Raw genomic sequence first — 25,729 nt, 5'->3', positions numbered from 1 at the left:
AGCTCCTAGCTCTCTAACTCGATATCGATGCCCAGCGAGCGGATTTCCTTCACCAGTACGTTGAAGGATTCCGGCATGCCTGCCTGCATGGTGTGGTCGCCATCCACGATGTTCTTGTACATCTTGGTGCGGCCTTCGACGTCGTCCGATTTGACGGTGAGCATTTCCTGCAGCGTGTACGCGGCGCCATAAGCTTCCAGTGCCCACACTTCCATCTCACCGAAACGCTGACCACCGAACTGCGCCTTACCACCCAACGGCTGCTGGGTTACCAGTGAGTAGGAGCCGGTAGAACGGGCGTGCATCTTGTCGTCTACCAAGTGGTTCAACTTCAGCATGTACATGTAACCGACGGTCACCGGGCGATCAAAAGATTCGCCGGTACGTCCGTCATAAAGGGTCATCTGGCCGGAATCCGGGATATCCGCCAGGCGCAACAGGTGCTTGATCTCGTGCTCCTGGGCACCATCAAAGACCGGCGTTGCCATGGGCACACCGCCCTTAAGGTTTTTCGCCAGCGCAATCACTTCTTCATCGGTCAGCGAACTGATGTCCTCTATCCGCGTACCCGGCGTGTTGTAGATCTGGCCGAGGAAGTCACGAATTTCTGCGACCTGCTGCTCACGGGCGTCACGCAGCATGGCATCAATTTTCATGCCAAGGCCACGGGCGGCCATACCCAGGTGGGTTTCAAGAATCTGACCGACGTTCATCCGCGACGGTACACCCAAGGGGTTAAGCACCACATCGACCGGCTCACCGTTATCGTCAAACGGCATGTCCTCGATGGGCATGATCGCCGAGATAACACCCTTATTACCATGACGCCCGGCCATCTTGTCACCCGGCTGGATGCGACGCTTAACGGCCATGTAGATCTTGACGATCTTGAGAACGCCCGGTGCCAGGTCATCGCCCTGGGTCAGTTTGCGCTTCTTATCTTCAAAGCGCTCGTCCATTTCCTTACGACGACTCTCAAGCTGCTCATCGGCTTGGGCCAGCAGCTCATTGCAGGATTCATCCTGAATGCGCAGCTTGAACCACTGCTGACGGGGCAGTTCATCCAGGTAGGCTTCGTCGAGCACATCACCTTTCTTGAGCTCTGGGCCGCCGTTGACGACCTGACCGATCAGCGTCTGCTTGAGACGCTCAAAAGTGGCGTCTTCGGCAATCCGGTAGGTTTCCTGCAGATCCTTACGGACTTCATCCAGCTGCATCTGTTCAATGGCGATAGCACGCGAATCTTTTTCGACGCCATCACGGGTGAACACCTGAACGTCAATCACTGTCCCTATCATGCCAGTCGGGGCGCGCAGAGACGTGTCTTTCACATCTGACGCTTTCTCACCGAAGATGGCACGCAGCAGCTTTTCTTCCGGCGTCAGCTGGGTTTCACCCTTAGGCGTTACCTTACCGACCAGGATATCCCCCGGGCCCACTTCGGCACCGACGTAGACCACACCGGCTTCATCCAGCTTGGAAAGCGCTGACTCACCGACGTTAGGAATATCCGCGGTGATGTCTTCTGGCCCCAACTTGGTGTCCCGCGAGACACAGGTCAGTTCCTGAATGTGGATAGTGGTGAAACGGTCTTCCTGAGCCACCCGCTCGGAAAGCAGGATGGAGTCCTCGAAGTTGTAGCCGTTCCAGGGCATGAAGGCGATACGCATGTTCTGGCCCAGCGCGAGGTCACCCATATCAATGGATGGGCCGTCGGCCAGGATGTCACCGCGTGCCACATCATCACCCGGGCGCACAATCGGGCGCTGGTTCATGCAGGTGTTCTGGTTCGAGCGGGTGTACTTGGTCAGGTTGTAGATATCAACACCGGCTTCACCGCCGATGATTTCATCTGCATTGACACGTACTACCACGCGACGGGCGTCTACTGAATCGATCACACCGCCACGCCGTGCAACCGCACAGACACCTGAGTCGCGGGCAACAAAGCGCTCCATACCAGTACCCACCAGCGGCTTGTCGGCACGCAGGGTGGGAACCGCCTGACGCTGCATGTTCGCACCCATCAAGGCGCGGTTAGCATCATCGTGTTCCAGGAACGGGATCAGTGCTGCTGCTACTGACACTACCTGACGCGGCGATACGTCCATCAGCGTCACCTGCTCAGGGCGCATGAAGGTTGTCTCACCGCGGTGGCGTACCTGAACCAGGTCGTCACTCAGCTTGTTACTTTCATCCACACCCGCTGACGCCTGAGCGATAACGTAGTCACCCTCTTCGATCGCCGAGAGGTGGACGATATCATCGGTCACCTGACCCGCATTTACCTTGCGGTACGGGGTTTCCAGGAAGCCGTAGCTGTTGGTGTGGCTGTAGGTCGCCAGCGAGTTGATCAGACCGATGTTCGGGCCTTCCGGCGTTTCGATCGGGCACAAGCGACCATAGTGCGTGGCGTGAACGTCACGCACCTCAAAGCCAGCGCGCTCACGGGTCAGACCCCCTGGGCCGAGTGCAGAGACACGACGCTTGTGGGTGACCTCGGAAAGCGGGTTGTTCTGATCCATGAACTGGGACAGCTGGCTGGAACCGAAGAACTCCTTCACCGCTGCCGCTACCGGCTTGGCGTTGATCAGATCCTGCGGCATCAGGCCTTCGCTTTCCGCCATGGAAAGACGCTCTTTAACCGCGCGCTCAACGCGCACCAGACCAACACGGAACTGGTTTTCGGCCATTTCGCCAACACAGCGGATACGACGGTTACCCAGATGATCGATATCGTCAACGTCACCAAAGCCGTTACGGATATTGATCAGCTCACGCAGGACATCCAGAATGTCCTTCTTGTCCAGTACGCCAGAACCCGTATCTTCTTCACGACGCAGGCGACGGTTGAACTTCATGCGCCCAACATTGGAAAGGTCGTAGCGGTCTTCAGAGAAGAACAGGTTGTTGAACAGCGTTTCTGCGGCATCCTTGGTGGGCGGCTCGCCCGGACGCATCATGCGATAGATTTCAACCAGGGCTTCAAGCGCTGAGCCAGTGGTGTCCAGCTTCAGGGTATCGGAAATGAAGGAACCACAGTCCAGATCGTTGGTGTACAGCGTTTCGATATCAGTGATACCGCCCTGGGCCATCACTTCCAGCACCTCAGGGGTAATCTCGGTGTTGCAGGCAACAATCAGCTCGCCGGTTTTACGGTCAATCTGATCCTTGGCCAGGGTCTTGCCAAACAGGTATTCCATCGGCACATCAAGACGCTCCAGGCCGGACTTCTCCAGCTGGCGAATATGCTTCTGGGTGATACGGCGACCTTCTTCAACAATCACGCTGCCATCGGCATCCTTGATGTCGAACGTTGCGGTTTCACCGCGCAGGCGCGAAGGCACAAGCTCCACAGAAAAGCCGGACTTCTCAATGTGGAACTTGCTGGTCTCGAAGAACTCACTGAGGATTTCTTCGGTGTTCATACCCAGGGCGCGCATCAACACCGAGGCCGGCAGCTTGCGGCGACGGTCAATACGCACAAAGACGTTGTCTTTAGGATCAAACTCGAAATCCAGCCAGGAACCACGGTAAGGAATGACCCGCGCTGAATACAGCAGCTTGCCAGACGAGTGGCTCTTGCCTTTGTCATGATCGAAAAACACACCGGGCGAGCGGTGGAGCTGGGAAACAATAACCCGCTCGGTACCGTTAATGACAAAGGTACCGTTTTCGGTCATCAGGGGAATTTCCCCCATGTAGACTTCCTGCTCCTTGATATCCTTGATCGCCTTGTTGGATGAATCGCGATCGTAAATAATCAAGCGAACCTTGACACGCAGTGGCGCGGAGTACGTTACGCCGCGCAGCTGACATTCCTTGACATCAAATGCCGGTGTGCCAAAGCGATAACTGACATACTCCAGCGCCGCGTTCCCCGAGAAACTCTCGATCGGAAACACAGACTTGAACGCCGCGTGCAAGCCCACTTCGTGCCGCTCGTCGGGCGAGCGGTCTTGCTGGAGAAAACCGTAATAGGAATCAAGCTGGATGGCCAACAAGTAAGGCACATCCATTACTTGGGGCAGTTTGCCGAAATCCTTGCGGATGCGTTTTTTCTCAGTGTATGAGTAAGCCATCTGTATTCCCCAGCTTGTTCACCATGGGTGACCGGTGCGTGGTCATCTGCCCCGCGGGCGTTTCAGACGCAGACAGCAAGCTCCTAGAAGGGTAGCTCGCCGTCAAAAATCTAGAATTCGTTGCGTTGTGATGACGACGGTTAATGATCGTACATTGTCGTCTCAGTGACGCGTCTGCTGCAACAGCGTCGTTGCTGTTGTAACAGAAAAAGGCCGGCAGCGGGGATTTCCCGCCGCCAGCCGCGGAAGCTTACGCAGCGCGTAAAGCCCGAGCCATCGATTACTTGAGCTCGACGCTTGCGCCCGCTTCTTCCAGCTTTGTCTTGGCTGCTTCAGCATCGTCCTTGGACATTGCTTCTTTGATAGTTGCCGGAGCACCGTCAACAGCGCCCTTGGCTTCTTTCAGGCCAAGACCGGTAAGCTCACGTACTGCCTTGATGACGTTAACTTTCTTGTCACCAGCAGCAGTCAGTACCAGGTCAAATTCAGTCTGCTCTTCAGCTACTTCTTCGCCGCCGCCACCTGGGCCGGCAACAACAGCCGCTGCTGCAGAAACGCCGAATTTTTCTTCCATTGCTTCGATCAGTTCAGCAACTTCCATCACAGACATTTCAGCGACGGCGTTGATGATATCGTCTTTGGTCAGTGCCATTGTTTCATTCCTAACTTTGCGGGAGTCTCGGTGACCCGATGACTCAGGGTTCATTGCTCGTATCAGGCAGCGTTATGCCACCCGCAGAAAGAATGGCTTATGCCGCTTCTTCCTGCTTCTGGTCGCGCAGAGCGGCCAGAGTACGAACCAGCTTGCCAGCGGAAGCTTCTTTCATTACCGACATTAGTTTGGCAATTGCCTCATCGTAAGTCGGTAGGGTTGCCAGACGGTCGATGTCAGCAGCCGGAATCAGCTCACCTTCGTAGGCCAGTGCCTTAACTTCGAAGTTCTGATCCTTTTTGGCGAACTCTTTGAACAAACGAGCAGCAGCGCCCGGGTGTTCGGTAGAGAATGCCAACAAGGTAGGACCTACAAAGCTCTCGTTCAGGCACTCCCACTGAGTACCTTCGAGGGCACGGCGTGCCAGGGTGTTGCGGACAACACGTACCTGAACGCCATTCTCACGCGCCTGCTTGCGCAGATCGGTCATCTTGCTGACCGGCACGCCGCGAGAATCGGCAACTACGACGGAGAGTGCGTCCTTAGCCGCTTCACTGACCTCGGCAACAATCGCTTTCTTGCCTTCAAGTGCTAGTGGCACAGTGATCACTCCTTCGTGCCGAAACCTAAAAGCAGGTTCCGGTGGTTACCATCTCTTCCAGCTCATCAGGGCTTTTGCCCATCTTGATGATGCCAGAAGCCTAAGGGATGGTGCTCACCAGAAATCGGCTTAGCTAAAAAGCGTCTACCAACTGGCGGCAACACCATCTGCGCAGGTGACTTTCATCATTAAGCTACGCTTGACGCGTATCGCCTGCGGTCTTTGACGGCGCCCTGCTGCCAGCGAAGTAGGCTGGCGACAGGGACCGCAAAGTTCTTGCTCTTTTTTGCTGCCTTGACAACACAAGGTTCGGCAACGGGACTACTTGGCTTACAGGTAAGCTGAGTGGTCGACCGTTAGACCGGGACCCATGGTTGTGGACAGCGTCATTTTCTTGAAGTAAATGCCCTTGGAAGCGCTCGGCTTGAGCCGCTTCAGGTCACCAATCAGGGCTTCGATGTTGCCCCTGATAGCGTCAGCATCAAAATCAACCTTGCCGACGGTAGTGTGAATAATACCGTTCTTGTCAGTACGGAAGCGTACCTGACCCGCTTTGGCGTTCTTGACAGCCGTCGCTACATCAGGCGTTACCGTGCCAACCTTGGGGTTAGGCATCAGGCCACGCGGACCAAGAATCTGGCCCAACTGACCCACGACGCGCATGGCATCTGGCGAGGCGATGACGACATCAAAGTCCATCACGCCTTTCTTGACCTGATCAGCCAACTCTTCCATACCCACGATATCAGCGCCGGCTTCTTTAGCGGCATCTGCATTGGCACCCTGGGTAAAGACAGCAACACGCACGTCTTTACCGGTACCGTTAGGCATAACGGTGGCGCCACGCACTACCTGGTCAGATTTACGCGGATCAACGCCCAGGTTGACGGCAACATCCACAGATTCCTTGAACTTGACTGTAGAAAGCTCTGACAACAGTGCCACGGCCTCTTCAACCGAGTAGACCTTGCTGGAATCAACCTTTTCACGAATCAGCTTGGCGCGCTTAGACAGTTTAGCCATGATTACAGACCCTCCACGTTTAGGCCCATGCTGCGAGCGCTGCCCGCAATGGTGCGCACAGCGGCGTCAAGATCGGCAGCCGTCATATCAGGCTCTTTGGTCTTGGCGATTTCTTCAAGCTGCTCACGGGTCACCGTGCCAACCTTCTTCTTGTTCGGCTCACCAGAACCGGACTTGATACCTGCAGCTTTCTTGAGCAGCACGGCAGCAGGCGGCGTCTTGGTGACGAAGGTGAAGCTACGGTCGGAATAAACAGTAATCACGACAGGCGTCGGCAGACCGGGCTCAATATCCTGAGTCTCGGCGTTAAACGCTTTACAGAATTCCATGATGTTCACGCCGTGCTGACCCAGCGCAGGACCCACGGGCGGACTTGGATTAGCTTTACCAGCTGCAACCTGCAGCTTGATGTAAGCCTGTACTTTCTTGGCCATAACTTACTCCAGTTGGGTATAACGCCTTACGGCTTCCCGGTGACATTTGGCCGCCACGTGACGACCAATGAAAAATCTGAAAACTATCTATCAATCGAAGCTACTTACTACTCACTAATCAAAACCATGCAAACCGCCGCGACCAGCCAACCAGAGTCAGCTTCTCAGCGGCGTAAAACTATTCTTTTTCTACTTGAGAGAACTCAAGCTCGACGGGTGTTGAACGCCCAAAGATCAGCACGCTGACATGCAGGCGGCTTTTCTCATAATTGACTTCTTCAACGACGCCATTGAAATCTGCAAAGGGCCCATCAACCACGCGAACCGACTGACCTGGCTCAAACATTGTTTTGGGACGCGGCTTATCCACACCGTCCTTGACGCGATTCAGGATAGCATCCGCTTCACGGGTGGTGATAGGCGCCGGCTTTTCCTTGGTGCCACCGATAAAGCCCATCACCCGGGGCGTTTCATTCACCAGGTGCCATGTGTCATCGGCCATTTCCATTTCAACAAGCACATAACCAGGATAGAACTTGCGCTCACTCTTGCGACGCTTACCATCACGGACTTCAACAACTTCTTCGGTCGGCACCAGAATCTCGCCGAAACGATCTTCCATACCGTACATCTTGACCCGCTCGAGAAGCGAGCGCATGACATGCTTTTCAAAGCCGGAATAGGCGTGAACGACGTACCAACGCTTGGACATGAAAACTCCTAACCGATAACGCCGGACATCGCCCAGCTGAGAAGCGTGTCAATCAACCACAACATCAGGCCAACCACGAGGACAGCCGCTAACACGATAGCGGTTGTCTGAACTGTTTCAGGACGCGTTGGCCATACAACGCGCTGAATCTCTTTCTTGGCCTCTTGCGCCAAGATAACAAGATTCTTGCCTTTCTCGGTCATCAACGCTACTGCTCCAGCCGCAGCACAGAGCACAACAACGCCAAGAACACGGTAGAGCAATGCCACGTCGGCGAAAAAGGTGTTACCAACCACGGCTGCTAACAAAAGCGCTACGACCGCTGCCCATTTGAGCCCGTCATGACGCGACTGTTGTACCTCAGCGCCATGCTTTACAGAATTAGGCTTCATAAAACGAGACTCCCTAGGGTACAGCGAACGATAAAGGAATTCTTGAGAGGCACGCCAACTTGAGGGAAGTTGGCAGGCCAGGAGGGAATCGAACCCCCAACCTGCGGTTTTGGAGACCGCTGCTCTGCCAATTGAGCTACTGGCCTGTATCGTGCTGAATGAGCAAATAAGACGCTTGCTCAATAGCGGGCGCCATCATAGCGAAGGACTTACCGTTTGACAACCCTTTCTGCGCTTTCAGCTCACTTTAATCAATCAATGCGCTAAAAGCAGTGACAAAAAAAGCGAGCCAGGCTCGCTTTTTCCGAAATTATGGAGCTCATGGACGGAATTGAACCGTCGACCTCACCCTTACCAAGGGTGTGCTCTACCCCTGAGCTACATGAGCACATCGCACAAGATTCCGCGCAAATCTACCAATGATAAAGCTGCACGAAATTTACACAAACTCTGGAGCGGGTGGCGGGAATCGAACCCGCACCATCAGCTTGGAAGGCTGAGGTTCTACCATTGAACTACACCCGCATCACAGCAATGCCTAGTTCACCAAATTAACCTGATCCGCATTACTGTCAGTCAATTCTGGTGGAGAGGGAAGGATTCGAACCTTCGAAGCTTTCGCGGCAGATTTACAGTCTGCTCCCTTTGGCCACTCGGGAACCTCTCCAACATGGCGGCACATTGTGCCTCATCTCAAGAAAGTGTCAACCTTTAATTTGCCAGGTGCAGCTTCTGCCAGAGACTACCTGACACCACTTGCCCAACAGACACTTACTTAACTTCTCGCCTTGGAACGCGCAGCATTGTGTCAAAGCAGCATGGAGAATGCAAGCCCTGCGCGTATTTTTTCAAGCGATACCGGACTTGGTACTACAGGCGCGCCCGACATCCGGCCTGCGCGTTCGGCGGGCGTCAATGGAAAACTGGCCTCCAGCCCGCCATAAACCATATCTGGCCAGACCGCATGTGGCACCTGCACACCTCGAGAAACAACGCGGGCATCACCACCGGTCAACAACATTGGCAACGCCACTTCCTGCTGATCACATACCTCATTGTAAATGCGGTTTATGGCGCTGACAGCCGCCATATAGATACCGTGATTCACCGCCTCCACAGTGCGCCTGCCTGGCTCCAGCAATTCCGCGGCCTCGCTTTCCGGGTCAATGGCCACATTGCGCGTTCCCAGCTTGAGGCTCTCCTTCATCAGCCTCAAGCCGGGAATGATATAACCGCCCAGGTGATACCCACCGGGAATGACAAAATCCACGGTAATCGCGCTGCCGCAGTCCACTGCACAGCAGCCGCCTGCCAGTTGATACCCCGCCAGCGCACCCATCCAGCGATCAACCCCCAAGCGGCCTGGCTCCTCATAACCATTGATGACTCCCAGGGCCTCGCGGGTCGAGCGGGCGACAAAGACGTTGGGCACTCTATGGCGCAACAGGCTGACGGTATCGTCCAGCACGGCTTTACGCGCCACGCTGGAAATTCGCACCGACTCCACTACGTCGAGATCCGGGATATCCGCGCCTGGCCGCCATTCCTCACGGGTCCAGACAGCACCACGCGAACGGATCTCACTGCTATCAACGTCTTTCAAACGCCACTTGGACAAGGTATTGCCAATATCAAGGTCAAGAATCATAGGCGCCTGCGTATACTGATCTCGCCGCCTGCAAGGCGACGCGACTGGCCATTTGCTTCACTGACCCAAAGATTACCGCTAGCATCAACATCCCCTGCCGTTGCTTCACAGCCTTGTTGGCCCTGCAAAACATGAATAGGTTGATTGGCAAACGCATGGCGTTGGTTCCACTCAGCCTGCCAGGCTTGAAAACCACATTTCTCGAACGTTGACAGCATGGCCAGAAGCCCTGCCACCAACTCAGCTGCCAGTTGGTTACGCCCCAGATGCGGGCAGGCGTCACTAAGGGCCGCCACCGGCTGGCCAATCGCCTGGCGCTGGGCGTCACTCATCGACAGGTTCAGACCAATACCAATGACCACTTCACACGGGCCAGCAGCATCACCGGTTACTTCAACCAGAATACCCGCCAACTTGGCCAACTCCCCGTTACGGTCAGGCAAGAGTACGTCGTTGGGCCATTTGAGCCTGGGGTGAACGCCATAGGCTTCCAGCACCTGAGCAGTCACTACGCCCACCGCAAGGCTCAGGCCTTCAAGTGCAATCACGCCACTTTCGAAACGCCAGCCCACTGACAATATAAGACTCTGCCCCCAAGGCGTTACCCAGCTGCGGCCACGCCGGCCACGCCCTGCCGTCTGCGACTCCGCCAGACAGACCTCGCCATGGCCAGCGCCTTGCTGAAAGCGCTCACGCAGATAGGCATTGCTTGACGCCAGCTGATCTTCCACCAGCAAACGGGTCAGCAGATGACGGGCATCGGCAGGCAGGTGCGCGACAATGGCCGCGCCGTCCAGCGGCTCAATGGGTTGAGCAAGCTGATAACCGCGACCTTTCACAGCCTCTACCGCAACCCCCATGGCGTCGAGTTTTTTTAACTGCTTCCATACGGCTGCGCGGGAAATACCCATGGCATTACCCAACTGCTCGCCGGAATGCACGCTTCCATCGCTTAATAACCGCATCAAATTACCGATGGTCATAGTCATGCCCATGCCGGGAAAAGCCTTATCTTACCGGATGCGCTGACCCAGCGAAAACACAAGCATGCACGACCATCTGCTACAGTAGTCGGGTACTCGCGTTGATAGGGCCTTAAAAAAGCCTCATTAACATCATCCTTGAATGCAGCTCTCAATACAGTGCTGGCAGTAAACCGCTTCGTACCTCTATAATGCTGCCCTATTTTTCTAGCAGGATCGTGTCGTGATCGAGAACCTCCGCAATATCGCCATTATCGCCCACGTTGACCATGGTAAAACCACCCTGGTCGACAAACTCCTGAGTCAGTCGGGCACCCTGGACCGCAAAGCCGAAGGGCAGGAGCGGATCATGGATTCCAACGACCAGGAAAAAGAGCGTGGCATTACCATCCTGGCCAAGAACACCGCTATTCAGTGGCAGGATGGCAAGGGCAATGGTTACCACATCAACATCGTGGATACGCCTGGGCACGCTGATTTTGGTGGCGAGGTCGAGCGCGTCATGTCTATGGTCGACTCAGTGCTCCTACTGGTTGACGCCGTTGATGGCCCGATGCCGCAAACCCGCTTTGTGACCCAGAAAGCCTTTGCTCAGGGCCTGAAACCGATTGTCGTGGTCAACAAGATTGACCGCCCGGGCGCGCGCCCTGATTGGGTGGTTGACCAGATATTTGATCTGTTCGACAACCTTGGCGCCTCTGATGAGCAGTTGGATTTTCCGATCATCTACTGCTCGGCACTGAACGGCATCGCTGGTATGGATCCGGAAGAACTGGCTGACAACATGGATCCCATGTTCCAGTCGATTGTGGATATCGTTGAACCGCCGGCCGTTGAAATTAATGGCCCCTTCCAGATGCAGATCTCAGCGCTTGACTACAACAGCTATGTCGGCGTTATCGGTCTTGGCCGCATCAAGCGTGGCGCCGTCAAGCCCAACCAGCAGATTTCAATTATCAGCGTTGATGGTTCTACCCGTAAGGGCAAGATCGGTCAGGTAATGACCCACATGGGCCTTGAGCGCGTTCAGACCACCGAAGCCACCGCAGGCGATATCGTCTGCGTGACCGGCATCGAGGATCTGGCGATTTCCGATACGCTGTGTGACCCGGCTGCTGTTGAAGCACTACCACCCCTCTCGGTGGATGAGCCTACCGTCTCGATGACCTTTCAGGTCAACGATTCACCTTTCGCGGGCAAGGACGGCAAGTTCGTTACTAGCCGTAACATCAAGGATCGCCTGGAACAGGAGCTGATCCATAACGTTGCCTTGCGCGTCGAACAGGGCGAAACCCCTGAGAAATTCAAGGTCTCAGGACGTGGCGAACTGCACCTTTCAGTGCTGATTGAAACCATGCGTCGCGAAGGTTTCGAGCTGGCCGTCGGGCGCCCAGAAGTGATCATCAAGGAAATTGATGGCGAAAAGCAGGAGCCCTACGAAGAAGTCATCATCGACTGTGAAGAGCAGCACCAGGGCGCCATCATGGAGGAGCTGGGCTATCGCAAGGGTGAGATGACCAACATGAACCCGGATGGCAAGGGTCGCGTGCGTCTGGACTTCATCATCCCCGCCCGAGGCCTGATCGGCTTCCGTGGCCAGTTTTTGACCCTGACCTCGGGTACCGGCATTCTCACCAGCCGCTTTGACCACTACGGCCCGCTCAAGCCTGAGGCCTCAATCGAGCGTCGTAACGGCGTTCTGGTCTCCATGGTCTCCGGTAAGGCACTGGCCTACGCCCTGTATGCCCTGCAGGAACGCGGCAAGCTGATTATCGACCATGCTACCGAGGTTTACGAAGGCATGCTGATCGGCATCAACAACCGCGCCAACGACATGGTGGTCAACCCGACCAAGGGCAAGAAGCTGGATAACATGCGTTCGACCGGTAACGATGAAAATATCGTGCTGACGCCGCCGATCAACTTTACCCTTGAACAGGCCATCGAATTCCTGGATTCCGATGAACTGGTGGAAGTCACGCCAAGCCACATTCGCTTGCGCAAGAAGCTGCTCAAAGAGAACGAGCGTAAACGCGCCGGCAAGAGCTGATCAGCAGCAGTACGGTCATCAACCAAACCCGCACAGCCATTGTGCGGGTTTTTTTATGCAGTGTCCGATGTGACCCACAACAACAACGTTACTCCGCGCCATTAGCCAAACGCTGCTCTTAACGCAACCTAAACGCAGCGCGGCTAGAAAGATGCGCCAAACTGGCGCAAAGTACGCATTTGAGCGTGACCCTCTCATTCAGTCTTGGTTTAATACACCCGCGTTAATTCATACGTTTGATACTTATTTCCTACTAACCACACACCCCATCGCAACGGATATTTCTGCACATGAGCGGCCACAACGTCTGGACACACAAAGGTACTTTTTTATTAGCCGCGGTAGGCTCTGCCGTTGGGCTGGGTAACCTCTGGCGGTTTCCCTATCTTACCGGTGAAAATGGCGGCGGCGCTTTTATTCTGGTCTACGCTTTGACCATTTTCGCAGTCGGCATTCCCATTCTTATTGCTGAGATAATGCTCGGCCGTACCAGCCGCCAAAGCCCCATCATGGGCATGCGCCACCTGACCCGAACCCACCAGACATCCCGCGCCTGGGAAAGCATTGGCTGGCTAGGCGCAGCCTCGGCGTTTCTGATTCTAAGCTTTTACTCTGTGGTGGCCGGCTGGTCGCTGCACTATACCTGGCAGATGCTGACCGGCAGCCTGGCCGGCGCTGATGCCGCTACCATAGGTACCGGCTTTGAAAGCCTTTTAGCCTCCCCGGGGTTGATGACGCTTTACCATACGCTGTTCATTATTCTTTCTGCGCTGATTGTCGGCATGGGCATTCATAAAGGCATTGAAGGCGGGCTGCGCATTATCATGCCTGCACTGTTTGTGATTCTGCTGGTGGTACTCGGTTACAGCATCGTTAACGGTGATATTGGCGCTGCCGCTGAGTTTCTGTTCACTTTCAACATGGCCGACCTGAGCCTTGAAGGCTGGCTGCAAGCCATGGGCCAATCCTTCTTTACCCTGAGCCTGGGGATGGGCGCCATCATGGCCTACGGGGCCTACATGCCCAGCGATGTTTCCCTGACGCGTACCGCCTTTGCGGTGGCGTTTGTGGATACGGCGGTAGCCCTGGTCGCCGGGCTAGCAATTTTTGCGCTGGTCTTCGGCGCCGGGCTGGAAACCGGCCAAGGCCCAGGGCTGATGTTTGTCACCATCCCGCTGGCCTTTGCTGAAATGCCGTTTGGCAGCCTGATTGGCGGTATTTTCTTTATTCTGGTGCTAGGGGCGGCCATCAGCTCGTCGATTTCACTGATTGAACCGGTGGCGGCCTTTCTGGTTGAGCGTTTCGATATGACCCGCCCCCAGGCAGTGGCCATTATGACCCTCGGCAGCTGGGCGCTGGGACTTTTGACCGTGGTCAGCTTCAATGTCTGGTCAGAAGGCACGATTTTCCACGCCCTGTTCGGGCGCAGCGCCTTTGACTTTATCGAACTGCTGACCAATATCTTCATGCCGCTGGGCGGTCTTCTGATTGCGCTGTTTGCCGGCTGGGCACTGACCCAGAGCGAAGTGGCCAAGGAGCTTGGCGGCAGCCCCGCCTGGTTCAGCGTATGGCGCTTCCTGGTACGCTTTATCGCACCAGCCGCCGTGGCCTTTGTGTTCCTGCGCACCCTGCCGCAAGTGGACGGCTACCTGCTACCCACCCTTGGTGCGCTAATCATTGTATTGAGCGTGGCCATTGGCCGAGGCCTGCTGGCCAAACAGCCACCGGTGGCATAAAGGCTGCCTGCCCTGGATACCTGGTTCAACCCCACTGGCGGCAAGCGCCGTCAGTGGCTGAGGATTCATTATGACACCGCTTATCGAAGTGCAGCATGTTAACAAGGCCTTTGGCGGCCTGAAGGTGATTAACGACTGTTCGATTCAGGTCGCCAAAGGGTCGGTGACCGGCATGATTGGCCCCAACGGCGCAGGCAAGTCGACCCTGTTCAACCTGATTGCCGGCGCCTTGACACCTGATAGCGGCCAGATACGCCTGGATGGCGAGGATATCAGCGCCCTGAGCGCCGATCAGCGCTTTCACAAGGGGTTGCTGCGCACCTTTCAGATTGCTCATGAATTCAGCCATATGAGCGCTCTGGAAAACCTGATGATGGTGCCCCCCGGCCAGCCCGGTGAAAACCTGTTTGCCACCTGGTTCAAGCCGGGCGTGGTGCGCGCCCATGAAGCCGAGGTCAAGCGCCGCGCATTGGAAGTCATCGACTTTGTCGGGCTTTACCACGTGCGCAATGAGCTGGCGGGCAACCTTTCCGGCGGCCAGAAAAAGCTCCTTGAGCTGGGCCGCACCATGATGACCGATGCCAAGGTCGTCTTACTTGATGAAATTGCCGCTGGGGTCAATCGCACCCTGCTGGGGGACCTGATCGGCAATATCGAACGCCTGAACCGGGAGATGGGCTATACCTTTCTGGTGATTGAACACGATATGGAAATGATCGCCCGGCTGTGCGACCCGGTGATTGTGCTCGCCCAGGGCAGCGTCATGATGGAAGGTAGTATCGAAGACGTGCAGAGCAACCCTGAGGTTATTGAAGCCTACTTTGGCGGCGGCACCGCAGCCTGACCTGACGGCTCGCCTTGCCAGCCTTCACCACAACAACGTTGATAGCGTGAGATAACCACACCATGCCATTACTAGAAGCGCGGGACGTGCACGGTGGCTACGGCGGCATGAACATCCTCAATGGGGTCAACATGCTGCTGGAAGCCGATCAAGTCGGTGTCATTGTCGGCCCTAACGGGGCAGGCAAATCGACCATGTTGAAAGCCGTCTTTGGCCTTCTGCATGTCAATCAGGGCGATATTCTGCTCCACGGCGAGCCGATCCAGAACCTAGCGCCCAACAAGCTGGTTCAGCGCGGCATGGGCTTTGTGCCCCAGGAAAAGAATGTTTTTCCCAGCCTCTCGGTTGAAGAAAACCTGGAAATGGGCGCCTTTCTGAAACCTGCCAACGTCAAACGCATGCTGGCCAAGGTGTATGAATTTTTCCCGCCACTGGCCGAAAAGCGCCGCCAGCCGGCAGGCGAATTATCCGGCGGACAGCGTCAGATGGTCGCCATGGGCCGGGCGCTGATGGCCGAGCCCACGCTACTGCTGCTGGATGAGCCTACTGCGGGCCTGTCACCGCTTTACATGAACGAGATTTTTGATCGGGTCAAGGAAATCAACGCCGCGGGCGTGGGGATTCTGATGGTCGAACAGAATGCCAAGCAGGCCCTGGCCATTGCCGATAAAGGTTTTGTTCTGGCGGCCGGGCAAAATCGCTTTACAGATACCGGAGAGGCGCTGCTCGCCGACCCGGATGTCGCCAAAAGTTTTTTGGGCGGCTAGCCCGGGAGAGATACGCGTGAACGAACTGGTCTTCTTTATCAACAACGTGATTATTTCCGGCAGTGTGACCGGCTCCATCTATGCCATTGGTGCCATCGGGGTCACGCTGATTTTCAGCATCATGCGCTTTGCCCACTTTGCCCATGCGGACATGATGACCTTTGGCGCCTTTATGGTGCTACTGCTAACCGCGGCTTTTCCGGCAGCGGGCACCAGTTTTGGCGTACCCACGGCTTTGGTCATGCTACCTCTGGCCATGGTGATAACCGCTGCCCTGGCCGTGGGGATCGACAAAGCCTTCTACAAGCCGTTACGCGCTCACGGGGTCAAACCGATTGTGCTGGTGATTGGCTCACTGGGTGTCACCCTGATGCTGCAGGGCCTGATTCGCCTGTTCGCGGGTACCGGCGGACAAAGCCTTTACGTGGACGATCGCAAGGAAATCTTCCGCCTGGCGGTACCCTTTGAAGGCGTCAGAGCGCCGATTGTGATCACTGAACCCCAGATCTACCTGTTTATCTTGACGCTGATAGCCGTTGTCGCCCTGCATCTGTTCCTCAGCCGCTCGCGGCTAGGCAAGGCCATGCGCGCCATGTCGGATAACCCCGAACTGGCTCAAGCTTCAGGCATCAACACGCAGATGATTGTCGCCGTGACCTGGGTGATTGCCGGCGGCCTGGCGGCGATTGCGGGCACCTTGCTGGCCTTGGATGTGACCTTCAAGCCGGACCTGAGCTTCTTTATCCTGCTGCCGATTTTTGCCGCCGCCATTGTCGGCGGTGTGGGTCATCCTTACGGCGCAATTGCCGGAGGGTTTGTGGTCGGCTTTGCCGAAACCCTGGCGGTATTCAACTGGAACATCCTGCTACGCCCTTTCCAAGACAGCCTGCCCGCCTGGCTGGAACTGCCCAGCAATCTGGCGTTTGTGAGCAGTGAGTACAAGATAGTCGTGCCGTTTTTCATCCTCGTTGCCATCCTGGTGTGGCGCCCGACCGGACTCTTCAAGGGTAAGGTGATCTGATGACAACCTCTAGTAAGCAACCCTCTCGGGATACTGCCAACACCCCTCGTGAAGCGACACCCGCGCGTGGCTTCCCAGTGCGTGAGGTCGTGCTCTTCTGTGCTCTGCTGGCTGCCGTTCTGGGCGTTTACGCCATGATGGGCGCGGCCTACAGCACACGCATGCTGGTGGAAGCCGCCTGTTATGCCATTCTTGCCCTTGGCCTGACCATACAGTGGGGCTACGCCGGGCAGTTCAATGCTGGTGTGATGGGCTTTGTCGCCCTGGGCGGCTTCTCTGCCATGCTGTTCAGCGTGCCGGTTAACGAGGACTTCTGGGGCACAGCACTACCTGGCGAGCTTGGCCGGGTGCTGCTTTACGGCGCCGCCGCCGTTGTCGTGGTCTTGGGCGTTTCCCGGCTTGACCGAATTGGTGTGCCCAGAAAACTGCGCACACTGCTCACGGTTCTGCTGGCGGTGGTGCTGTATCTGCTAGTGATCAGCCAGCTGCGTGAGGTCACCGAGCAGATAGAAGATACCGCTGGCTTTATCGGTGGTTTCGGCCTGCCTGCCTGGGCAGGCTGGATTTTTGGCGGCGCCCTGGCAGGCGGTGTGGGTTATTTTATCGGCCATGTCTGTCTCGGGTTACGCAGCGATTACCTGGCAATCGCCACCCTCGGTATCGCAGAAATCATCAAGGCATTTCTGAAAAACTCCGAGTGGCTGACCCGCGGCACTGCCACTGTGTCGCCACTGCCCTGGCCAACCCCCGGACCGGCCGAGATTGGCTTTACCCTGGCCCGAGCCGTGTACCTGTCGATGACAGCAGTGATCATTGCGATTATTTTCTTCCTGCTGCATCGCGCCTACCACGCCCCCTGGGGGCGAATGGTACGGGCCATCCGCGATAACGAGATTTCCTCAGCGGCCATGGGCAAGGATATCAACCGGCGGCGCCTGGAAATCTTCGTGCTTGGCTGCATATTGATGGGGCTTGGCGGCGGTATCCTCGGCACCTTCAACAGCCTGTTTGACCCTAACGGTTACCTGCCGCTAAACCATACCTTTCTGGTACTGGTGATGGTGATTCTTGGCGGGCCGGGCAACAACCTGGGGACGATTTTCGGCGCTGTTGCCGTCTATATCATCTGGCTGATGTCTGAACCACTGGCACTGTTTCTGATGGAAGTCTTTGTCAGCCTTGGTGAAGGGGCCTTCGGCTGGGAAGCACCCAGCAACATGGATAGCCGCGCCCTGCAGGCCCGGGTACTGGTGATCGGACTGCTGATTACCCTGGTACTGCGCTATGCCCCTAAAGGCCTGCTACCGGAAAAAATCACTCACCACAGTTAGGGTTCGGGGCTTAACCCTCCCGCCTAGACCAGCGACTTAGACCAGCAGAAAAATACCCCCTGACGCACCTGCGTCAGGGGGTATTTATATGGGCAGATCGCCTACACAAACAGGATTGATATTAGAGGTCAACAAACCCCTTGTTGGTGAAGGTGCCATCTTCCACCACCATCTCAACGACTACACCCGGCACGTCACCGTTTTCATCAAACTCGTGAGTACCTGATGCCCCTTCATAGTTGATCTCGGTGCCAGCGGCAATCAGCTCAACGGCCTTTTCCCACTCACCGGGCAGAATCACCTCGCCCGGCGCGCTGGAAACGCTACGTAGCGCATCCGAAAGCCCTTCACGTTCAGCGCTGCCGTTTTGCTCAATGGCCAGAGCAATCAGGAAAGCGGCATCATAGGCTTGGGCGGCAAAAACCGAGCTTGGGTCATACCCGGCTTCTTCAGCCGCCGTTTCGTAGAGCTCAGTGCCGGGCAGGTCAGGGCTGCCTGGCCGAGTGGCAATCATGCCATCCAGCACGTCCGCGCCAATCGCTTCAATCAGGCTGTCGCCCACCATGCCGTCAGCGCCAACATACTGGGTAAACATGCCGCCTTCATAGGCCTGGCGCAGTACTGTCTGCCCGGAAGTATCTGCATAGGCAAGCACGACCAGGGTCTCCGCACCGCTGACCGATAGCGAACCCAGCTCAGAACGATAATCAGCGCGGTTATCCTCATGCCCCAGGCTTTCAGCAATGGTGCCACCGCCACCTTCAAACGCCGTGGCAAAGGCCTCGGAAAGACCGCTGCCGTAATCGTTGTTGACGTAGGTGACTGCGACATAATCAATGCCTTTTTCCAGCAGCAGCTTGGCCAGCATTTCACCCTGGAAAGCATCCGAGGGCACGGTACGGAACACCAGGTCGTTATCGTCAATCTCGGTGACTGCCGGGGCTGTTGAGGCTGGCGAGACCATCAGCACACCACCGGGCACGGCGGCGTTATTGGCTGCGGCAATGGTGGCACCGGTACACAGGGCGCCCACAATGGCGGTGACTTCCTCGGTATTGACCATACGGTCTGCCGCGTTAGAGGCCGCTGAAGCATCAGAACAGGTGGTATCCCCCGTTGGCATCACCAGCTCTTGGCCACCCAGCAGACCGCCCTGGGCATTCACCTGTTCAACGGCCAGACGGGCACCATCGAGAATCGGCGGCGTCAGGCTCTCGATCCCGCCGGTGAAACCGCCCAGAAAGCCGACCTTGACTTCTGCATTGACTACGCCCGTCAGCGCCAGCGTGGAAGCGGCGACAGCACTTGCAAGTAAGCGTTTGTTTATCATCTTGTTTGGCGCTCCTGTTTGTTAAGCCCAGTTTGTTAAGCCCAAGTAGGGTTAAGCTTAAGCAGTCAGCTCAAGTAGCAAGCCCGCCTACCCAGCATAAATCATGATTGATGGTTCAATGAGTTACCTACTCTAAATTTGAAACTAAATCCAACAAAACACAACTGCCTTTTTTTAACGTTAGGCCCAATACCTCAAACGCAGGCGCTTCTCCAGTGGCTCTCTGCAGTGGCTCTCTCCAATGGCTCTCTCCAATGTCTAGGCAGCCCAGCCAAAGCCCAGAATTGGCATGGCTAACGCAAACATAGCCACACAAATGGTCGCCACGGCAATCACGCTCATCACCGCGCCCGCGCGCAGCATGTCCAGCACGCGCACCTTGCCGCTGGCAAATACCACCGCATTCGGCGGGGTGGCCACCGGCAGCATAAAGGCGCAGGACGCGGCCATCGCCACTGGCACCGCCAGCAATAGCGGGCTGGCATCCAGGCTGACCGTCAGCGCTGCCGTCAACGGCAGAATGGCGGCTGCGGTTGCGCTGTTGCTGGTCACGTGGCTCATCGACATAACGATCACCACCACCATCAGGATCATCGCCCAGGTCGGCCAGCTGCCAAATACCGCCAACCCGTTGGCGACGATACCAGCAAGCCCGGAGCTTTCAATCGCCGTCCCCAGGCTCAAGCCGCCGCCGACCAGCAGCAGGACGCCCCACGGCAGATTCTTGGCGCTGTCCCAGTCGAGCAGGAACTGGCGCTGCCTCCAACGGGCGGGCACTACAAACAGCAAGAGAGCGCCGATCACAGCAATGCCGCCATCACTCAGCGTCAGCCCGCTCCACTGTTCCAGCAAGGGGCGGGTAATCCAGGCCAGGGCGACCAGCGCAAACACTAGTGCCACGCGCATTTCCGGGCCACTCATACGACCCAGGTCTTCCGCCTGCTGGGTGAGCATGGCGCTGATGCCGTTGAGCCGTGAATGAGGCACCGGGTAAAGCCGATAGGTCAGCAGCCACCAGGCAGCCGTCAGCATCAGTAGCGCCGGGGGAATGGCCACCAGCATCCACTGGGCAAAGCCGATGTTGATACCATAGTTATCACCGATAAAACCGGCCAACAGCGCATTGGGCGGCGTACCAATCAGGGTGCCCATACCGCCAATATTGGCGGCCAGGGCAATACCCAGCATCAGGCACAGCCCGACCGCCCGCTGCTGTGGCATATCCAGTTCGTCATCACGTTCCAGCAGCGACAGCACGGAAATCCCTATCGGTACCATCAAGGCGGCAGTCGCCGTGTTACTCACCCACATGCTGAGAAAGGCCGTGGCCGCCATGAAACCGGCCACCAGAGTATCCGGCCGCTTGCCCGCCAATGACAGCACGCCCAAGGCAATACGCCGATGCAGATTCCAGCGCTGAATGGCTTCGGCGAGCATGAAACCACCGAGAAACAGGAAGATCAGCGGATTGGCATACGGCTCTGCCGCCGCACTGATATCGCCGACGCCCAGCAGCGGCAGCAAGGCCACCGGCAACAGCGCCGTCACGGCCATCGGCACGGGTTCCAGAATCCACCACACCGCCATCCACACGGTAAGCGCCACGACGCTCCAGGCCGGTGGCGGAATGTCGCCCGGCGCCCCTAGACTCAACAGCAGCAGGGCCATTAGCGGCCCAAGCAGCAGGCCGGTGGTGATTTTTGCACGCTCAACCCTGTTCACTCGTCCTCCTGTTGACGTGCCAACTGACGTTTGCGCAGTTTATTGCGCCGATAAAGGCGTACCAGAGCAATCCACAAGGCGGCAGCAATCATCAGGGCCAGCGTGACCCCTTGCCACAGGCGCGCGTTATCGCCAAGCGCGGTTTCAAAGGTGATAATCAGCATCAAACCAATTGCCTGCGACGCAATTGCCAGTGCTCTCAAGGTATCGAAGGGTTTCTGGGCCATATTTTCTCCGCATCTAAAGGAATGGCATGGTAGGGTTTCGCGGCTTTCGGTCACCCATAGTGTAACGATTATTTGGAAAAAATTATGAACGCCATTGCCCTGGGGCCTTTTTTACTTTCTTTACCGCGCCTTTACGCCTTTGCCTGCGCGCTTGTCCTGCTGATAGCGGTACGCATTCTGTTCAAATTGCCCAGCAATGTGCAACAGCGCTGGTTTACCGGTCTGATCCTGGTATGGCTGATCAGCGCCCGCTTGGGGCATGTGGTGTTTAACCTGGACAGCTATGCGGATACGCCGCTGGACGCCTTGATGCTCTGGAAGCCCGGCTATGACGGCCTATGGGGCATGCTGGGCGGCCTCATCTGGACAGGCTGGGCGCTGCGTCATCGCCTGCACGCCATGATCTATACCATGGTACTGGTGATGGTAACGTCTGCCCTATGGGCGCTGCTGGTGCTTTTCTCTCCGCTTGGCGGCAGTTTTGCCTCCAAGCCCATTCCTGATCTTACCTTGCAGGATATTGAGGGCAACGAGATTCACCTGCCCTCACTGGCCGACGGCGAGCATAAGGTAATTTTCAACCTGTGGGCCACCTGGTGCCCGCCCTGCCTGCGGGAAATGCCGTTACTGGCGGAGGTCGCCACCCGCGATGATATCCACGTGGTTATCGTCAATCAGGGGGAAGATCTGTTGCCGATAGTGCGCTACCTTGATGAGCAGTCGCTCAGCTTCCGCTATGCACTACTCGACCCCCAGCAGCGCCTGATGACAGCCTTTGAAACCCCGGGGCTACCCACGACCATGATGTTCGACCGTCACGGGCGGGTGATTGAGCAGCACGTTGGAGAGCTGACCCGAGCCCAGTTGGATCAATGGCTGAATAACTGATCCAGCGGCATTTCAGCCAACACCGAAGGCCCACAGCACGTTCGCGGCATCGCAACGCTTATTATCATTGTTGGGCCACCACCGCCTTTGCGTTAGAATCCCCCGCCCTGACCCCTCCGTCGGTTACCCCGCCGACGGCTTTGACCCGTATTCACATCCGTTGAGGCAACATGAGCGATTTTTCTCCAGGCCAGCGCTGGATTAGCGACGGCGAGGCCGAACTTGGCCTTGGCACCGTGCTTAACTGTGACACCCGTAGCGTCACGATTCTGTTCAGTGCCTGCCAGGAAACCCGCACCTACAATACGCGGCAGGCCCCGCTGACTCGGGTGCAGTTTGGCAGCGGCGACCGCGTCACCGCCGCGGAAGGCTGGCAGATGCTGGTGGACGAAAGCCAGCAGCATGACGGCCTGATCTTTTATATCGGCGAGGACGACCACGGCGAGCGGCGCGAGCTTTCCGAAGCCAAACTGGCCGACACCATGCGCTTTGATCAGGCCCGCGATCGCCTGTTGACCGGCCAGGTCGACCGCAACGACTGGTTCGACCTGCGCTTTCGCACCCTGCACCACTACCAGCGCATCGAGCAGCACAGCGCCCTGGGATTTTCAGGCCCGCGTATTGATCTCATTCCTCATCAGCTTTACATCGCCGATGAAGTGGCCAACCGTCACGCGCCGCGCGTCCTGCTGGCCGATGAAGTCGGGCTGGGTAAAACCATAGAAGCAGGCTTGATACTCCACCGCCTGCTGCTGGCTGGCCGCGCCGAACGAGCGCTGATCCTGGTGCCTGACAGCCTGACTCACCAATGGCTGGTGGAACTGCTAAGGCGCTTTGCGCTGCAGGTCACCCTGCTGGATGAACAGCAAAGCCAGGCCCATGGCAGCGAGAACCCCTTTGATAGCGGCCAGCTGATTCTGGCCAGCCAGGGCTGGCTATTTGCCAACCCCGCCCGCCAGCAGCAGGCCCATCAAAGCCACTTCGATATGCTGATTGTCGATGAAGCCCACCACCTGGACTGGAGCGCGGAAGGCAGCGGGCCCGGCTATCAGTGTGTGGAACAGCTGGCTGGCGATATCGAAGGCTTGCTGCTGTTGACCGCCACCCCAGAACAGATGGGGTTGGAGAGCCACTTTGCCCGCCTGCGGCTGCTCGACCCCGAGCGCTACCACGATCTGGCGCGCTTTCGCGAAGAAGAACGCCACTATATTGAAGTCGCCGCCGCCATTGATGCCCTGGATGCCCTGCCCGGCGATGCCAGCGCCAGGGCCAGCGTCGATGCAGTGGCCGACGACCGCGACAGCCAGGCGCTGCTCGCCACGCTGACACATCTGGAATCCGACGCTTCCCAACAGGATTCAGCCCGCTCCCAGCTGCGTGATGCCTTGCTTGATCGTCACGGCACCGGGCGGGTGATGTTCCGCAACAGCCGCCGCCACGTCGGCGGTTTCCCTGAACGCCGCCTGCATCTGGTGCCGCTGGCCCTGCCATCCGCTTATCGCCGGGTCATGCGCCGCCTGGAGCGCGACGAGGACTACCTCGACGAGCTGCTGATTGAAACCGGCATGGATCATCCGGATGTGCTGATCTACCCGGATGCCATGTACCGCGAGCTCTCCGGCGACCCGCTCAATGCCGAAGACTGGTGGCATATCGACCCAAGGGTCAACTGGCTACTGGAAAAGCTCAGCGATGACAGCGAAGAAGGCTTTGCCAACGACAAGGTGCTGGTGATTGCCCATCAGCGCGAGACCGCTGAAGGCATTGCCGAAGGGCTGCGCGTGCTGGGCGGCTACCACGCGCCCGTGTTTCATGAAGACCTGACGCTGATTGAGCGCGACCGCGCCGCTGCTGCCTTTGCCGACGACGAAGAGGGCTGTCAGGTACTGGTATGCTCGGAAATCGGCTCGGAAGGGCGTAATTTCCAGTTCTGCCGCCATCTGGTGATGTTCGACCTGCCCCAGCACCCTGATCAACTTGAACAGCGCATCGGGCGACTGGATCGCATTGGCCAGCAGCACGCCATTGAAATCCATGTACCGACCTTTGAAGGCAGCCCGGGTGAGCGCCTGCTGCGCTGGTACAACGAAGGCATGGACGCCTTCAGTGCGCCTACCGGTATCGGCAGCGACCTGTTTGAAGCCTTTGGTGATGCCCTGGCGGATGCCCTGCTGGACGATGAGATGCTGGATGAAATCGTCGACGAAACCCGCACAATGTTCACCGCTCAGCTGGCCGAACGGGATGCCGGACGTAACCGCCTGCTGGAGCTCAACGCCTGCCGCCCAGCTCGGGCCAACAGCGTAATCGAAGCCGTGCGTGAGCTGGATGAAGACACCGCCTTGCCCCGCTATGTCGAGCGCGCTCTGGACATCTTCGGCGTTGACAGCCAGGAGCTGGGCAAGGATCTGCTGGTGCTCGAACCCGGCCAGCATATGCTGGATGGCCTGCCCGGGCTGGTCAAAGGCGAAGAGGGTTTTACTGCCACTTACCGCCGCGATGTTGCCCTGGCCCGCGACGACGTGCAGCGCCTTTCCTGGGAGCACCCGCTACTGCGTGAAATGATGGGCCGGATTATCGACGGCGCCATGGGCAATACCGCCCTGGCACTGCTGCCCCACCCGGCGCTGCCAAGCGGTCGCTTGCTGGTTGAGCTGATCTTCCGCACCCACTGCCCGGCGCCCAAGCGGCTGCACCTGAACCGCTTCCTGCCGCCGACGGCCATTCGCGTGCTGCTGGATGAATCCGGCGCTAACCTGACCAGCAAGATCTCCTTTACCGGGCTAAGCAAGAACGTTCAGAAGGTCAATAAATCCATGGCCCGCGAACTGATCAAAAGCCGCCATGACCAGCTGCGCGAGCTGCTTTTACAGGGAGAAGGGGAAGCTGACCGGGAACTGCCAAGTATCGTTGAAGCCGCCGAAACCCGCATGCGCAGCCAGCTCGACAGTGAACTGGCCCGCCTGACCGCGCTGGCTGAACACAACCCGACGGTGCGCGAGGCAGAAATTGACGCCATCCGCCAGGAAAGAAAAGCGCTCAGCGATGCCATCGAAGCCACCCGCCTACGCCTGGACGCCGTACGCGTAGTGATTACCGCCGACCCTAAAAAATAACCCACCGGCCACGCCCCACGGATGGGGCAGTTCGATATATTTTTTGCCACGGACACTCACGGAAAACACGGACGAAAACCTTAAAACCTTTTGTTTTGGGTTTGACCTTATCCCTGTCCGTGTCGTCCGTGAGTGTCCGTGGCGATTAGTATCCGTGGCTACTATTACTT

20 protein-coding genes and 4 tRNA genes are annotated in these 25,729 nt (G+C 57.2%); 8 read left to right on the top strand and 16 right to left on the bottom strand.

What is annotated here, in order from left to right:
• Positions 1-5 precede the first annotated feature (5 nt).
• The 13 genes from rpoB to OR573_01640 form a co-directional block, all read right to left on the bottom strand.
• Positions 6-4,082: a DNA-directed RNA polymerase subunit beta gene (gene rpoB / locus OR573_01700; GenBank protein XGA80396.1), complete on the bottom strand. Its 4,077-nt coding sequence runs from the start codon at positions 4,080-4,082 to the stop codon at positions 6-8.
• A gap of 280 nt (positions 4,083-4,362) precedes the next feature.
• The gene (gene rplL / locus OR573_01695) at positions 4,363-4,734 is read right to left on the bottom strand and encodes a 50S ribosomal protein L7/L12 (GenBank protein ID XGA80395.1); all 372 of its coding nucleotides are present in this window, start codon (positions 4,732-4,734) and stop codon (positions 4,363-4,365) included.
• Between the two features lie 97 nt (positions 4,735-4,831).
• Positions 4,832-5,335, bottom strand: coding sequence for a 50S ribosomal protein L10 (rplJ, locus tag OR573_01690; protein XGA80394.1), 504 nt, complete (start codon positions 5,333-5,335; stop codon positions 4,832-4,834).
• A 330-nt stretch (positions 5,336-5,665) separates the two neighbouring features.
• A complete protein-coding gene (gene rplA / locus OR573_01685) occupies positions 5,666-6,358 on the bottom strand; it encodes a 50S ribosomal protein L1 (GenBank protein ID XGA80393.1) in 693 nt (230 codons plus the stop codon).
• 2 nt (positions 6,359-6,360) lie between these two features.
• Positions 6,361-6,792, bottom strand: coding sequence for a 50S ribosomal protein L11 (gene rplK, locus OR573_01680; protein ID XGA80392.1), 432 nt, complete (start codon positions 6,790-6,792; stop codon positions 6,361-6,363).
• Between the two features lie 178 nt (positions 6,793-6,970).
• The gene (nusG, locus tag OR573_01675) at positions 6,971-7,504 is read right to left on the bottom strand and encodes a transcription termination/antitermination protein NusG (GenBank protein ID XGA80391.1); all 534 of its coding nucleotides are present in this window, start codon (positions 7,502-7,504) and stop codon (positions 6,971-6,973) included.
• Between the two features lie 8 nt (positions 7,505-7,512).
• Positions 7,513-7,896, bottom strand: a complete 384-nt coding sequence (secE, locus tag OR573_01670) for a preprotein translocase subunit SecE (protein ID XGA80390.1) — start codon at positions 7,894-7,896, stop codon at positions 7,513-7,515.
• A gap of 70 nt (positions 7,897-7,966) precedes the next feature.
• Positions 7,967-8,042: transfer RNA gene (locus OR573_01665), tRNA-Trp, on the bottom strand.
• A gap of 167 nt (positions 8,043-8,209) precedes the next feature.
• Positions 8,210-8,284: transfer RNA gene (locus OR573_01660), tRNA-Thr, on the bottom strand.
• 63 nt (positions 8,285-8,347) lie between these two features.
• Positions 8,348-8,421: transfer RNA gene (locus tag OR573_01655), tRNA-Gly, on the bottom strand.
• Between the two features lie 58 nt (positions 8,422-8,479).
• Positions 8,480-8,563, bottom strand: a tRNA-Tyr gene (locus OR573_01650).
• A 141-nt stretch (positions 8,564-8,704) separates the two neighbouring features.
• A complete protein-coding gene (locus OR573_01645; protein XGA80389.1) occupies positions 8,705-9,544 on the bottom strand; it encodes a type III pantothenate kinase in 840 nt (279 codons plus the stop codon).
• Positions 9,541-10,527, bottom strand: coding sequence for a biotin--[acetyl-CoA-carboxylase] ligase (locus OR573_01640; GenBank protein XGA80388.1), 987 nt, complete (start codon positions 10,525-10,527; stop codon positions 9,541-9,543). Before OR573_01640 ends, OR573_01645 begins: the two co-directional genes overlap by 4 nt.
• Positions 10,528-10,750: 223 nt before the next feature.
• On the opposite strand from OR573_01640, the gene typA reads away from it, so the two are divergent.
• From typA to OR573_01610, 6 genes are all read left to right on the top strand, one after another.
• Complete coding sequence (gene typA, locus OR573_01635; protein ID XGA80387.1) at positions 10,751-12,577, top strand: translational GTPase TypA; 1,827 nt, start codon at positions 10,751-10,753, stop codon at positions 12,575-12,577.
• Between the two features lie 290 nt (positions 12,578-12,867).
• Positions 12,868-14,313: a sodium-dependent transporter gene (locus OR573_01630; protein ID XGA80386.1), complete on the top strand. Its 1,446-nt coding sequence runs from the start codon at positions 12,868-12,870 to the stop codon at positions 14,311-14,313.
• 70 nt (positions 14,314-14,383) lie between these two features.
• Entirely contained in the window at positions 14,384-15,157 is a 774-nt protein-coding gene (locus tag OR573_01625; protein XGA80385.1) for an ABC transporter ATP-binding protein, read from the top strand.
• A 62-nt stretch (positions 15,158-15,219) separates the two neighbouring features.
• Entirely contained in the window at positions 15,220-15,924 is a 705-nt protein-coding gene (locus OR573_01620; protein XGA80384.1) for an ABC transporter ATP-binding protein, read from the top strand.
• Between the two features lie 16 nt (positions 15,925-15,940).
• Positions 15,941-16,945 (top strand): branched-chain amino acid ABC transporter permease, encoded by a 1,005-nt coding sequence (locus OR573_01615; protein ID XGA80383.1) that lies wholly within the window; start codon positions 15,941-15,943, stop codon positions 16,943-16,945.
• The gene (locus OR573_01610; protein ID XGA80382.1) at positions 16,945-18,276 is read left to right on the top strand and encodes a branched-chain amino acid ABC transporter permease; all 1,332 of its coding nucleotides are present in this window, start codon (positions 16,945-16,947) and stop codon (positions 18,274-18,276) included. Before OR573_01615 ends, OR573_01610 begins: the two co-directional genes overlap by 1 nt.
• Before the next feature lie 121 nt (positions 18,277-18,397).
• Here OR573_01610 and OR573_01605 read toward each other — a convergent pair whose 3' ends face one another.
• The 3 genes from OR573_01605 to OR573_01595 all read right to left on the bottom strand — a co-directional run bounded on the left by OR573_01605 (position 18,398) and on the right by OR573_01595 (position 21,555).
• Positions 18,398-19,606, bottom strand: a complete 1,209-nt coding sequence (locus OR573_01605; protein ID XGA80381.1) for an ABC transporter substrate-binding protein — start codon at positions 19,604-19,606, stop codon at positions 18,398-18,400.
• 258 nt (positions 19,607-19,864) lie between these two features.
• The gene (locus OR573_01600; GenBank protein XGA80380.1) at positions 19,865-21,328 is read right to left on the bottom strand and encodes a DASS family sodium-coupled anion symporter; all 1,464 of its coding nucleotides are present in this window, start codon (positions 21,326-21,328) and stop codon (positions 19,865-19,867) included.
• Complete coding sequence (locus OR573_01595; protein XGA80379.1) at positions 21,325-21,555, bottom strand: hypothetical protein; 231 nt, start codon at positions 21,553-21,555, stop codon at positions 21,325-21,327. Before OR573_01595 ends, OR573_01600 begins: the two co-directional genes overlap by 4 nt.
• An 84-nt stretch (positions 21,556-21,639) precedes the next feature.
• Here OR573_01595 and OR573_01590 point away from each other — a divergent pair, with 84 nt between their 5' ends.
• Together OR573_01590 and rapA are read left to right on the top strand one after the other, a co-directional pair.
• Positions 21,640-22,443, top strand: coding sequence for a redoxin family protein (locus OR573_01590; GenBank protein ID XGA80378.1), 804 nt, complete (start codon positions 21,640-21,642; stop codon positions 22,441-22,443).
• 170 nt (positions 22,444-22,613) lie between these two features.
• Positions 22,614-25,559 (top strand): RNA polymerase-associated protein RapA, encoded by a 2,946-nt coding sequence (gene rapA / locus OR573_01585; GenBank protein XGA80377.1) that lies wholly within the window; start codon positions 22,614-22,616, stop codon positions 25,557-25,559.
• Positions 25,560-25,729: the final 170 nt, after the last annotated feature.

It is taken from the genome of Halomonas sp. CH40, assembly GCA_041875495.1.
In the GTDB taxonomy this organism is placed as follows: Bacteria; Pseudomonadota; Gammaproteobacteria; order Pseudomonadales; family Halomonadaceae; genus Vreelandella.
Note: the sequence above shows the minus strand (reverse complement) of the source record. Positions and strands in the feature narration are given on the sequence as shown.